This is a genomic window from Pseudomonas sp. MBLB4136 (genome assembly GCF_051904765.1).
Classification (GTDB): domain Bacteria; phylum Pseudomonadota; class Gammaproteobacteria; order Pseudomonadales; family Pseudomonadaceae; genus Aquipseudomonas.
Window position 1 is genome coordinate 4,078,575 of record NZ_CP196713.1, and the last position, 12,341, is coordinate 4,090,915.

At 58.1% G+C, this 12,341-nt stretch carries 7 protein-coding genes, 2 tRNA genes and 2 rRNA genes; 2 read left to right on the forward strand and 9 right to left on the reverse strand.

What is annotated here, in order from left to right:
• Nucleotides 1-102: 102 nt before the first annotated feature.
• The 5 genes from ACSX1D_RS18780 to tyrS form a co-directional block, all read right to left on the reverse strand.
• Nucleotides 103-2,993, reverse strand: a 23S ribosomal RNA gene (locus ACSX1D_RS18780).
• A 250-nt stretch (nt 2,994-3,243) separates the two neighbouring features.
• Nucleotides 3,244-3,319, reverse strand: a tRNA-Ala gene (locus ACSX1D_RS18785).
• 31 nt (nt 3,320-3,350) lie between these two features.
• Nucleotides 3,351-3,427 (reverse strand) — tRNA-Ile (locus ACSX1D_RS18790).
• 65 nt (nt 3,428-3,492) lie between these two features.
• Nucleotides 3,493-5,029, reverse strand: a 16S ribosomal RNA gene (locus ACSX1D_RS18795).
• The 16S and 23S rRNA genes sit together here with 2 tRNA genes alongside, the layout of an rRNA operon.
• A gap of 561 nt (nt 5,030-5,590) precedes the next feature.
• Nucleotides 5,591-6,790 (reverse strand): tyrosine--tRNA ligase, encoded by a 1,200-nt coding sequence (tyrS, locus tag ACSX1D_RS18800; RefSeq protein WP_439859917.1) that lies wholly within the window; start codon nt 6,788-6,790, stop codon nt 5,591-5,593.
• A gap of 213 nt (nt 6,791-7,003) precedes the next feature.
• On the opposite strand from tyrS, the gene ACSX1D_RS18805 reads away from it, so the two are divergent.
• Together ACSX1D_RS18805 and ACSX1D_RS18810 are read left to right on the forward strand one after the other, a co-directional pair.
• Nucleotides 7,004-8,425 (forward strand): peptidoglycan DD-metalloendopeptidase family protein, encoded by a 1,422-nt coding sequence (locus ACSX1D_RS18805; protein ID WP_439859918.1) that lies wholly within the window; start codon nt 7,004-7,006, stop codon nt 8,423-8,425.
• Nucleotides 8,426-8,430: 5 nt separating this feature from the next.
• The gene (locus ACSX1D_RS18810) at nt 8,431-9,522 is read left to right on the forward strand and encodes an anhydro-N-acetylmuramic acid kinase (RefSeq protein WP_439859919.1); all 1,092 of its coding nucleotides are present in this window, start codon (nt 8,431-8,433) and stop codon (nt 9,520-9,522) included.
• A 75-nt stretch (nt 9,523-9,597) separates the two neighbouring features.
• On the opposite strand, the gene erpA is transcribed toward ACSX1D_RS18810, so the two are convergent.
• The 4 genes from erpA to argC form a co-directional block, all read right to left on the reverse strand.
• The gene (gene erpA / locus ACSX1D_RS18815) at nt 9,598-9,948 is read right to left on the reverse strand and encodes an iron-sulfur cluster insertion protein ErpA (protein ID WP_208707100.1); all 351 of its coding nucleotides are present in this window, start codon (nt 9,946-9,948) and stop codon (nt 9,598-9,600) included.
• Between the two features lie 78 nt (nt 9,949-10,026).
• A complete protein-coding gene (locus tag ACSX1D_RS18820) occupies nt 10,027-10,437 on the reverse strand; it encodes a bactofilin family protein (RefSeq protein WP_439859920.1) in 411 nt (136 codons plus the stop codon).
• A 9-nt stretch (nt 10,438-10,446) separates the two neighbouring features.
• Complete coding sequence (locus ACSX1D_RS18825; protein WP_439859921.1) at nt 10,447-11,178, reverse strand: DUF6776 family protein; 732 nt, start codon at nt 11,176-11,178, stop codon at nt 10,447-10,449.
• Nucleotides 11,178-12,212, reverse strand: a complete 1,035-nt coding sequence (gene argC, locus ACSX1D_RS18830) for an N-acetyl-gamma-glutamyl-phosphate reductase (protein WP_439859922.1) — start codon at nt 12,210-12,212, stop codon at nt 11,178-11,180. The genes ACSX1D_RS18825 and argC overlap by 1 nt, the downstream gene beginning before the upstream one ends.
• Between the last annotated feature and the right edge of the window lie 129 nt (nt 12,213-12,341).

A 12,341-nucleotide genomic window follows, 5' to 3' on the forward strand; every position in this document is an offset into this window, starting at 1 on the left:
AATTGGGTATGTGATATGCGGTATTGCGTGTTCTGGCAAATTTTCGGTTTGTTGTCGACTTCAACCGTCTGACACACAAACAACAAATTGTTTGGGTGTTATATGGTCAAGCCTCACGGGCAATTAGTATGGGTTAGCTCAACGCCTCACAGCGCTTACACACCCCACCTATCAACGTCGTAGTCTTCGACGGCCCTTTAGGGAGCTCGAGGCTCCAGTGAGATCTCATCTTGAGGCAAGTTTCCCGCTTAGATGCTTTCAGCGGTTATCTTTTCCGAACATAGCTACCCGGCAATGCCACTGGCGTGACAACCGGAACACCAGAGGTTCGTCCACTCCGGTCCTCTCGTACTAGGAGCAGCCCCTCTCAAATCTCAAACGTCCACGGCAGATAGGGACCGAACTGTCTCACGACGTTCTAAACCCAGCTCGCGTACCACTTTAAATGGCGAACAGCCATACCCTTGGGACCGGCTTCAGCCCCAGGATGTGATGAGCCGACATCGAGGTGCCAAACACCGCCGTCGATATGAACTCTTGGGCGGTATCAGCCTGTTATCCCCGGAGTACCTTTTATCCGTTGAGCGATGGCCCTTCCATACAGAACCACCGGATCACTAAGACCTACTTTCGTACCTGCTCGACGTGTCTGTCTCGCAGTCAAGCGCGCTTTTGCCTTTATACTCTACGACCGATTTCCGACCGGTCTGAGCGCACCTTCGTACTCCTCCGTTACTCTTTAGGAGGAGACCGCCCCAGTCAAACTACCCACCATACACTGTCCTCGATCCGGATAACGGACCAGAGTTAGAACCTCAAGGTTACCAGGGTGGTATTTCAAGGATGGCTCCACGCGAACTGGCGTCCACGCTTCAAAGCCTCCCACCTATCCTACACAAGTAAACTCAAAGTCCAGTGCAAAGCTATAGTAAAGGTTCACGGGGTCTTTCCGTCTAGCCGCGGATACACTGCATCTTCACAGCGATTTCAATTTCACTGAGTCTCGGGTGGAGACAGCGCCGCCATCGTTACGCCATTCGTGCAGGTCGGAACTTACCCGACAAGGAATTTCGCTACCTTAGGACCGTTATAGTTACGGCCGCCGTTTACCGGGGCTTCGATCAAGAGCTTCGCTTTCGCTAACCCCATCAATTAACCTTCCGGCACCGGGCAGGCGTCACACCCTATACGTCCACTTTCGTGTTTGCAGAGTGCTGTGTTTTTAATAAACAGTCGCAGCGGCCTGGTATCTTCGACCGGCATGAGCTTACGCAGTAAATGCTTCACCCTCACCGGCGCACCTTCTCCCGAAGTTACGGTGCCATTTTGCCTAGTTCCTTCACCCGAGTTCTCTCAAGCGCCTTGGTATTCTCTACCTAACCACCTGTGTCGGTTTGGGGTACGGTTCCTAGTTACCTGAAGCTTAGAAGCTTTTCCTGGAAGCATGGCATCAACCACTTCGCATTCTAAAAGAACGCTCGTCATCAGCTCTCGGCATTAAGCGCCCGGATTTACCTAAGCACTCTGCCTACCACCTTAAACACGGACAACCAACGCCGTGCTGGCCTAGCCTTCTCCGTCCCTCCATCGCAGTAACTAGAAGTACGGGAATATTAACCCGTTTCCCATCGACTACGCATTTCTGCCTCGCCTTAGGGGCCGACTCACCCTGCGTCGATTAACGTTGCGCAGGAAACCTTGGTCTTTCGGCGTGCGAGTTTTTCACTCGCATTGTCGTTACTCATGTCAGCATTCGCACTTCTGATACCTCCAGCAAGCTTCTCAACTCACCTTCACAGGCTTACAGAACGCTCCTCTACCGCTCATCCTAAGATGAACCCGTAGCTTCGGTGTATGGTTTGAGCCCCGTTACATCTTCCGCGCAGGCCGACTCGACTAGTGAGCTATTACGCTTTCTTTAAAGGGTGGCTGCTTCTAAGCCAACCTCCTAGCTGTCTAAGCCTTCCCACATCGTTTCCCACTTAACCATAACTTTGGGACCTTAGCTGACGGTCTGGGTTGTTTCCCTTTTCACGACGGACGTTAGCACCCGCCGTGTGTCTCCCGTGCTGACACTTGCTGGTATTCGGAGTTTGCATCGGTTTGGTAAGTCGGGATGACCCCCTAGCCGAAACAGTGCTCTACCCCCAGCAGTGATACACGAGGCGCTACCTAAATAGCTTTCGAGGAGAACCAGCTATCTCCGAGCTTGATTAGCCTTTCACTCCGATCCACAGGTCATCCGCTAACTTTTCAACGGTAGTCGGTTCGGTCCTCCAGTCAGTGTTACCTAACCTTCAACCTGCCCATGGATAGATCGCCCGGTTTCGGGTCTATACCCAGCGACTAAACGCCCTATTAAGACTCGCTTTCGCTACGCCTCCCCTATTCGGTTAAGCTCGCCACTGAATATAAGTCGCTGACCCATTATACAAAAGGTACGCAGTCACCCAACAAAGTAGGCTCCCACTGCTTGTACGCATACGGTTTCAGGTTCTATTTCACTCCCCTCTCCGGGGTTCTTTTCGCCTTTCCCTCACGGTACTGGTTCACTATCGGTCAGTCAGTAGTATTTAGCCTTGGAGGATGGTCCCCCCATATTCAGACAAAGTTTCTCGTGCTCCGTCCTACTCGATTTCACTTCTAAGATCCTTTCGCGTACAGGGCTATCACCCACTATGGCCGCACTTTCCAGAGCGTTCCGCTAAAATCAAAGAAGCTTAAGGGCTAGTCCCCGTTCGCTCGCCACTACTAAGGGAATCTCGGTTGATTTCTATTCCTCAGGGTACTTAGATGTTTCAGTTCCCCTGGTTCGCCTCACACACCTATGTATTCAGTGTGTGATACCCAGCTTATGCTGGGTGGGTTCCCCCATTCAGAGATCTCCGGATCAAAGTCTGTTTGCCGACTCCCCGAAGCTTATCGCAGGCTACCACGTCTTTCATCGCCTCTGACTGCCAAGGCATCCACCGTATGCGCTTCTTCACTTGACCATATAACCCCAAGCAATCTGGTTATTGTCTATAACGTGAAGACGACATTCGCCGAAAATTTGCACTTGAGAACAACGCAAATTTTACCTTGACCAAATTAATTACCAGTGAAAGTAATTAATCAGTCACTTCTATCACATACCCAAATTTTTAAAGAACGATTTTCGTACTGGTCAAAGACCAGAAATCAACATTCAACTGACGATCTCAGGAATGTTCATTTCTGAACTCTACACAACGATGCTGTAAGTGGTGGAGCCAAGCGGGATCGAACCGCTGACCTCCTGCGTGCAAGGCAGGCGCTCTCCCAGCTGAGCTATGGCCCCATATTCTACCAAGGCCAAACCCCACAACAATTGGTGGGTCTGGGCAGATTCGAACTGCCGACCTCACCCTTATCAGGGGTGCGCTCTAACCAACTGAGCTACAGACCCAATCGTCTTTCGCAATGAATCAAGCAATTCGTGTGGGAGCTTATAAGGAAGCTGATGTCGTCGATTAAGGAGGTGATCCAGCCGCAGGTTCCCCTACGGCTACCTTGTTACGACTTCACCCCAGTCATGAATCACACCGTGGTAACCGTCCCCCTTGCGGTTAGACTAGCTACTTCTGGTGCAACCCACTCCCATGGTGTGACGGGCGGTGTGTACAAGGCCCGGGAACGTATTCACCGTGACATTCTGATTCACGATTACTAGCGATTCCGACTTCACGCAGTCGAGTTGCAGACTGCGATCCGGACTACGATCGGTTTTATGGGATTAGCTCCACCTCGCGGCTTGGCAACCCTTTGTACCGACCATTGTAGCACGTGTGTAGCCCTGGCCGTAAGGGCCATGATGACTTGACGTCATCCCCACCTTCCTCCGGTTTGTCACCGGCAGTCTCCTTAGAGTTCCCACCATAACGTGCTGGTAACTAAGGACAAGGGTTGCGCTCGTTACGGGACTTAACCCAACATCTCACGACACGAGCTGACGACAGCCATGCAGCACCTGTGTCTGAGTTCCCGAAGGCACCAATCCATCTCTGGAAAGTTCTCAGCATGTCAAGGCCAGGTAAGGTTCTTCGCGTTGCTTCGAATTAAACCACATGCTCCACCGCTTGTGCGGGCCCCCGTCAATTCATTTGAGTTTTAACCTTGCGGCCGTACTCCCCAGGCGGTCAACTTAATGCGTTAGCTGCGCCACTAAAATCTCAAGGATTCCAACGGCTAGTTGACATCGTTTACGGCGTGGACTACCAGGGTATCTAATCCTGTTTGCTCCCCACGCTTTCGCACCTCAGTGTCAGTATCAGTCCAGGTGGTCGCCTTCGCCACTGGTGTTCCTTCCTATATCTACGCATTTCACCGCTACACAGGAAATTCCACCACCCTCTACCGTACTCTAGCTTGCCAGTTTTGGATGCAGTTCCCAGGTTGAGCCCGGGGCTTTCACATCCAACTTAACAAACCACCTACGCGCGCTTTACGCCCAGTAATTCCGATTAACGCTTGCACCCTCTGTATTACCGCGGCTGCTGGCACAGAGTTAGCCGGTGCTTATTCTGTCGGTAACGTCAAAATTGCAACGTATTAGGTTACAACCCTTCCTCCCAACTTAAAGTGCTTTACAATCCGAAGACCTTCTTCACACACGCGGCATGGCTGGATCAGGCTTTCGCCCATTGTCCAATATTCCCCACTGCTGCCTCCCGTAGGAGTCTGGACCGTGTCTCAGTTCCAGTGTGACTGATCATCCTCTCAGACCAGTTACGGATCGTCGCCTTGGTGAGCCATTACCTCACCAACTAGCTAATCCGACCTAGGCTCATCTGATAGCGTGAGGTCCGAAGATCCCCCACTTTCTCCCGTAGGACGTATGCGGTATTAGCGTTCCTTTCGAAACGTTGTCCCCCACTACCAGGCAGATTCCTAGGCATTACTCACCCGTCCGCCGCTGAATCAGGTAGCAAGCTACCCTCATCCGCTCGACTTGCATGTGTTAGGCCTGCCGCCAGCGTTCAATCTGAGCCATGATCAAACTCTTCAGTTCAATACTGCTTGGGTTTTGAGAAAACCCTAAACTTGGCTCAGCAATCGCAAACCTCTTACTTAAAAGAGTTAACTCTCGAATTAACGAGTGTTGCTTTGTGATGCTGATAATCAGTTGACTATCAGTCTTACCCCACAAGCACCCACACGAATTGCTTGATTCAGTTGTTAAAGAACAGTTGGTTAAGTCTTTCGTCTCAACCGAGGCGCGCATTCTACAGCAGCCTCATCTTCCGTCAAGCAGTTTCGAAAATTTCTTTTCTACTTCAACCACTTGCGCCTCCGATCAACCTCAAGCTTCTCGTCAGCGGGAGGCGAATTCTACAGCGTTTCAAACCGCTGTCAACCGCCTCTTTCACCGCCTCCGATCACCTCAACCGAAGCACCGACAGGATCAACTTGCCACCCAGTCAGCCCGGCGTATTCTACGCAGCCTGCGCTGCTTTGCAACCCCTTATCTAAACTTAACCCTTTGTTTTGCAAAGCGTTTTATAAGAGGCTTACGCCGAAGAAGGCGCGCATTATAGGCAGCGGGCGCAGCAGGTCAACGCTTTATTCTCGCCTATTCAGCCTTGAGGGCGACGCGCGCAAAGGCCTTCTTGCCCGCCTGGCACACATGCACCGCACCAAGTTTGCAGATAAAGGTGCGATCCACCACCTCGCCGTCGACTCGCACACCACCGGAGCCGAGCAGATCCCGCGCCATCGCGGCGTTCTTAACCAACCCTGCCTTATTAAGCAGCGCGGCGATCGGCATATCCTCAGCGGCGACCAGCTCAACCCCTGGGAGATCCTCGGGCAATTCACCATCCTTCATGCGGTTGCCCGCCGATCGATGCGCGCTGGCAGCCGCTTCCTCACCATGGAAACGCGCCACGATCTCTTCGGCCAGTTTGATCTTGATGTCGCGCGGATTGGCTCCCTGCTCGACATCCCGCCTGAACTGAGCGATCTCTTCCATCGAGCGGAAGCTGAGCAACTCGAAGTAACGCCACATGAGCACATCGGGGATGGACACCAGCTTGCTGTACATCACGCCCGGCGCCTCCTGAATACCCACGTAATTACCCAGGGACTTGGACATCTTCTTCACGCCATCCAGGCCTTCGAGCAACGGCATGGTGACGATGCACTGCGAGGCCTGACCGTAGGAGCGCTGAAGCTCACGCCCCATCAGCAGGTTGAACTTCTGATCGGTCCCCCCCAGCTCGACATCGGCACGCAACGCTACAGAGTCATAGCCCTGCACCAGCGGGTAGAGAAACTCATGAATGGCGATAGGCTGATTGCTCGAGTAGCGTTTATTGAAGTCATCACGCTCGAGCATCCGCGCCACGGTGTACTGCGAGGCCAGCCGGATGAAGTCAGCCGGCGTCAACTGATCCATCCAGGTGGAGTTGAAGGCCACCTCGGTTTTCGCCGGATCGAGAATCTTGAACACCTGCGACTTGTAGGTCTCGGCGTTGTCCAGCACCTGCTCGCGCGTGAGCGGCGGCCGGGTCGCGCTCTTGCCGCTCGGGTCGCCGATCATCCCGGTGAAGTCGCCAATCAGGAACACCACCTGATGCCCCAGCTCCTGAAACTGGCGCAGCTTGTTGATCAGCACCGTATGACCGAGATGCAGGTCCGGGGCAGTTGGATCGAAACCAGCCTTGATACGCAACGGCTGACCGCGCTTGAGCTTTTCCACCAGCTCGGACTCAACCAAAACCTCTTCTGCGCCACGCTTGATCAGCGCCAGCTGCTCTTCGACCGACTTCATGACAGGACTCACGACCACTCAAAAACCAAAGGGAACCAACCATACAAGATCGCGGACAAATAACAAGTTTTGCCCCGCGACAGCCGCCCCCGCCTCGCCCAAGCGCCTTCAGGGTTGCCTCACAGACGATTTGGTTATATTTTATACAGTTAGTGCATATTCAGCTCTTTCTTCATCTTTTTTCTTTTCATCTCTTCAAAGTCAAAGCCGCCCATGACCTCTACAAGAAAAGCGCCCCCCCTGTACCCGAAAAGCCACATCCTGGCCGCCAGCGGCGTAGCCGCGATGCTCAGCCTGGCACTCCTGGTGTTCCCATCCCGGGAAGTCGAAGCCAAGCGAACCTACCTTAATCTCGACCTCGACAGCGGCTCGGAACTGGTGGTGCAGGAGAAGGACGACCTGCGACCGGCTGGCCGCCTTGCAGCCGACAACGCCTCGCCGTTCGCCGAAATCGAGGGCGCCGCAGAACAAGTTGTCACCACAGAAGAACAGAGCCCTGAGCTCGCCGAACAAACCACCCCAGCAACAGACCCCCTTCAGAAAACCATCAGCGTTGCCAATGGCGATACGCTTTCCACCCTCTTTGCCAAGGTCGGTCTGTCGGCAACCACCCTGCACGCGGTGCTCAACAGCAGCAAAGAGGCCAAGCAGTTCAGCCGCCTCAAGGTTGGCCAGAAGCTCGAGTTCCAGCTGACGCCGGACGGGGAGCTGGAAAGCCTGCACAGCAAGTTGAGCGACCTGGAAAGCATCAGCCTGGCCAAGACCGACAAGGGCTTTGCCTTCAAGCGCGACCTGATCAAACCGGAAGTTCGCTCGGCCTACGCCCACGGCGTGATCAAGAGTTCGCTGTTTCTGTCGGCCAAGCGCGCCGGCCTGTCCCATGGACTGACCATGGACCTGGCCAATATCTTCGGCTACGACATCGACTTCGCCATGGACATTCGCGAAGGCGATGCATTCGAACTGATCTACGAAGAGAAGGTAGCCAACGGCAAAACGGTAGGCAGCGGCGAGATTCTCTCGGCGCGCTTTACCAACCGTGGCAAGACCTTCACCGCGGTGCGCTACACCGACAAGCAGGGCAACACCAGCTACTACAGTGCCGACGGCACCAGCATGCGCAAGGCGTTCATTCGCACCCCGGTGGACTTCGCGCGCATCAGCTCGCGCTTCTCCAACGGCCGTCGCCACCCGATCCTCAACAAGATCCGCGCCCACAAGGGCGTCGACTACGCTGCCCCGCGCGGCACGCCGATCAAGGCCGCCGGCGACGGCAAGATCGCCTTGGCCGGGCGCAAGGGTGGTTACGGCAACACCGTGGTGATCCAGCACGGCAGCCGCTATCGCACCCTCTATGCACACATGCAGGGTTTCGCCAAAGGCATCCGCACCGGCGGCAGCGTCAAGCAGGGGCAGATCATCGGTTACATTGGCACCACCGGCCTGTCCACCGGACCGCACCTGCACTACGAGTTCCAGGTCAACGGCACCCATGTCGATCCGCTGAGCCAGAAGCTGCCGATGGCCGACCCCATCGCGCGCAATGAAAAACAGCGCTTCCTGCAACTGAGCAAGCCGTTGATGGCCCGGATGGACAAGGAACGCTCCACCCTCCTCGCCCTCAACAAGCGCTAACGCCAATGCCGCTCTACCTCGGCGTGATGTCCGGCACCAGCCTGGACGGCATGGACATCGCCCTGATCGAACAGAGCGACACTACGCGCCTGCTGGCCACGCACTTCCTGCCCATGCCCGACGCCCTGCGCGCCGAGCTACTTGACTTGTGCGCGCCAGGTCCCGACGAGTTGGCGCGCGCGGCAGTGGCCGAACAGCGCTGGGTCGCGCTTGCCGCCCAGGGCATCGGCGCCTTGCTGGACCAGCAGAAACTGACAGCGGAGGCGATCCGCGCGATCGGCAGTCACGGTCAGACGGTGCGCCACGAACCGGCGCGCGGCTTCAGCATCCAGATCGGCAACCCTGCGCTGTTGGCGGAGTTGACCGGGATCTGCGTGGTTGGCGACTTCCGCCGTCGCGACGTCGCGGCGGGCGGCCAGGGCGCACCCCTCGTGCCGGCCTTCCATGAGGCGCTGTTCGGCGCGCCCGGCAGCCATCGCGCCGTCCTGAACATCGGCGGATTCAGCAACCTCAGCCTGCTGCAGCCCGAACAAGCGGTGCGAGGCTTCGATTGCGGCCCCGGCAATGTGCTGATGGACGCCTGGATTCAGCGCCACCGGGGCGTCAGCTACGACCGCGACGGCAGTTGGGCTGCCAGCGGGCATGTGCAACCCGTGCTGCTGCAGGCACTATTGAGCGACCCATTCTTTGCCACCCAGGGCCCGAAGAGCACGGGCCGCGAGCTGTTCAACCTGGCCTGGCTCGATGACCGGCTGAGCCAACTGCCGCGCTTCGCCGCCCAGGACGTGCAGGCCACGCTACTGGAGTTGACCGCAACCAGCACCGTGTCCGCCTTGACGGGCGCCATGGGCCAGCCCGAACAGCTGCTGGTCTGCGGCGGCGGCGCGCACAACCACCGCCTGATGACCCGCCTGGCCGAACTACTGCCGGGCAGCCGAGTGAGCAGCACCGAGGCCCACGGCGTGCCCGCCGACTGGGTCGAGGCCATGGCTTTCGCCTGGCTGGCGCACTGCTGCCTGCAAGGTATTCCCGCCAACCGGCCAAGCGTCACCGGCGCCCGCGGGCTGCGGGTGCTCGGCGCCATCTACCCCGCCTGAGCAGCTTTCTCCGCCCGCAGAAACGACAACGCCGTGCACAAGGCACGGCGTTTCGATCAAAGCGGCAGACGTCGATCAGATCGAGAAGGACGAACCGCAGCCGCAGGTGGTGGTTGCGTTGGGGTTCTTGATCACGAAGCGCGAGCCTTCCAGGCCTTCCTGATAATCCACTTCAGCGCCGGCGAGATACTGGAAGCTCATCGGATCGACGACCAGGCTCACCCCTTCGCGCTCGACGATGGTGTCGTCCTCGGCCACCTCTTCATCGAAGGTAAAACCGTACTGGAAGCCGGAACAACCGCCTCCGGTGACGAACACGCGCAATTTGAGGCGCGGGTTGCCCTCTTCATCGACCAGGCTCTTCACCTTGCTCGCTGCGCCTTCGGTGAACAGCAAAGCTGTGGGGGTGAAGGTTTCGACGCTCATGCTGACTATTCTCCCGGCGCCAAGCGCCATACTGCGTTGAGGCCCTGCATTATCCGCTTACCCTAGAAAAGCGGTCAACTATTGTGCGAGATCCAGACTCTCCGGCAGCTCCAACGGTCGCTGGCCGTCCTTGAGATGGCACAGGCGCCCCTCGATCTGCGCGCCCATGGCCATTTCCATCAGGCCGTAATAGAGATTGCCACGAACCCGCGCCCGGGCACCGAGCTCAAGGTGCTCACTGGCATGCACGTCGCCGATCACCTCGCCGTCGATGACGATATGGGGCGCGCGGATCTCGCCCTCAACCTGCCCCTCGACACTGACCCGCACCATGCCGTCACTGGTCTGCACGTTACCGTTCATGCGGCCGTCGACCTGCACAGCGCCCTGAAAGCGCAGGTCGCCGTTCAGTTCGGCGCCCGTGGCGATCAGGCTGGTCTTGCCAGCGAAGCGCTGCAGGTCGTTCTTGCTCTTGTCTTTATTCCACATCGGGGACTCTTACTCTTCGTCGATCCATTTGAATGTGCGCTCCAAGGGCTTTTCGCCTTTGACTTCGGCGCGCACCCTGACCTGACGTGGCTCGAAGCCCTCAGGTAACTTAAGCTCCGCGAAGCGTCCCGCCTCGGGAATCGCCTGGAAGTGCTTGAAGGTGAAGACAATCGCCTCCTCGCTGAACTGGTCAGGCAATCCCTGGGTCAGCTCCGCCAGCGCCAGACTAACGTCCTTGCCGCCCTGCCGCCCCTCTACGGTCACCCGCAACTTCCCCTGCAGCGGCTTGTCGTCCTTGCCCACCCGGCTAAGCAGCAGTTTGTAGCGAAAATGCCGGGGCGTGTCCGTGGCCTGCAACTCAAAGGCGCGAATACGCAGGCCTTCGCGACGGCTGGCGGGCGCCAGCACGCCCTTGTAGAAAGCCAGGTCCTGCTGCTGCTTGAAGATCTGCTCTTCGAGCAGCTTGATGGTCAGGCGATTCTGCTCGCTGGCCTGCTGGGCGACCTTTTCGCCGCTGCTGAGCACCGCCAGGCTCTGACGCAGCTGATCCAGTTCCCGTTCCTGCGCGCGAAGTCGCTCCTGCAGCGCCTCGTGCTCGGCCATGAAGGCCTGGGTACTGCGAGCCTGCCACCAGGCGCCCGCAGCGAAGGCCAGCGGCACCGCGAGAATCAGCAGCAGCAGTGCCAGGCGTACCCGACCGGCACGCCGTGGATCGCTCGGGCGGACTTCCCAGCCGGCCATCAGGGCAACAGGGCCGCGTGCGCCAGACCGAGCTGCTCATCCAGGCCGAAGAGGATATTCATGTTCTGCAGGGCCTGGCCCGACGCGCCCTTGACCAGGTTGTCGATCACCGACAGCACCACCACCAGGTCACCATCCTGGGGCCGGTGCACGGCGATGCGACAGACGTTGGCACCGCGCACACTGCGGGTTTCCGGGTGGCTGCCGGCGGGCATCACGTCGACGAAGGGCTCGTTGGCGTAGCGCTCCTCGTAAAGCGCCTGCAGGTCCACGCTGCGGTCCACCACGGTGGCGTACAGGGTGGCGTGGATGCCCCGAATCATCGGCGTCAGGTGCGGCACGAAGGTCAGCCCCACCTCGCCACCGGCCGCGCGCCGCAGGCCCTGGCGAATCTCCGGCAGGTGGCGATGGCCCTTGACCGCGTAGGCCTTCATGCTCTCGCCGGCCTCACTGAACAGCGAGCCGACGCTGGCCCCACGGCCGGCGCCGCTGACCCCGGACTTGCAGTCGGCGATCAGCCGGCCAGAGTCGGCCAGGCCACTCTCCAGCAGTGGAATCAGGCCCAGCTGGGCGGCGGTGGGGTAGCAACCGGGCACGGCGATCAGGCGCGCCTGCTTGATCGCCTCACGATTGACCTCCGGCAGGCCGTAGATCGCCTCCGGCAGCAGGTCCGGCGCGCCATGGGGCTGGCCGTACCATTTGGCCCACTCCTCGGCGTCCTGCAGGCGGAAGTCGGCGGACAGGTCGATGACCTTGGTGCCGGCGGCCAGCAACTCGCCGGCCAGGGCGTGGGCAACGCCGTGGGGGGTGGCGAAGAACACCACGTCGCAGGCGCCCAGGGTTTTCACGTCCGGCACACTGAAGGCCAGGTTCGGGTAGTGCCCACGCAGATTCGGGTACATCTCGTCGACGCGCATGCCCGCTTCGGAGCGCGACGTAATGACCTCGACTCGCGCCTGCGGGTGCTGCGCCAGCAGACGTAACAGCTCGACACCGGTGTACCCAGTGCCGCCGACGATACCGACCTTGACCATTAGTTGCCCCTTGCGAAAAAGCCATTGGAAAGTAGCCGATGATAAAGCCGCATCGGCCAGGGGCCAACCGCTGCTGATGACGCGGGTGACAGTGGCCACTACTATCGGGGCTGTTTATATCTCGAGGCT

What these genes read in the sequence shown, in the direction of transcription:
- ACSX1D_RS18825 (WP_439859921.1), bottom strand. Translation starts at nt 11,178, where the DNA reads ATGGCCGGCTGGGAAGTCCGCCCGAGCGATCCACGGCGTGCCGGTCGG.
- tyrS (WP_439859917.1), bottom strand. Translation starts at nt 6,790, where the DNA reads ATGAAGTCGGTCGAAGAGCAGCTGGCGCTGATCAAGCGTGGCGCAGAA.
- ACSX1D_RS18805 (WP_439859918.1), top strand. Translation starts at nt 7,004, where the DNA reads ATGACCTCTACAAGAAAAGCGCCCCCCCTGTACCCGAAAAGCCACATC.
- ACSX1D_RS18820 (WP_439859920.1), bottom strand. Translation starts at nt 10,437, where the DNA reads ATGTGGAATAAAGACAAGAGCAAGAACGACCTGCAGCGCTTCGCTGGC.
- argC (WP_439859922.1), bottom strand. Translation starts at nt 12,212, where the DNA reads ATGGTCAAGGTCGGTATCGTCGGCGGCACTGGGTACACCGGTGTCGAG.
- erpA (WP_208707100.1), bottom strand. Translation starts at nt 9,948, where the DNA reads ATGAGCGTCGAAACCTTCACCCCCACAGCTTTGCTGTTCACCGAAGGC.
- ACSX1D_RS18810 (WP_439859919.1), top strand. Translation starts at nt 8,431, where the DNA reads ATGCCGCTCTACCTCGGCGTGATGTCCGGCACCAGCCTGGACGGCATG.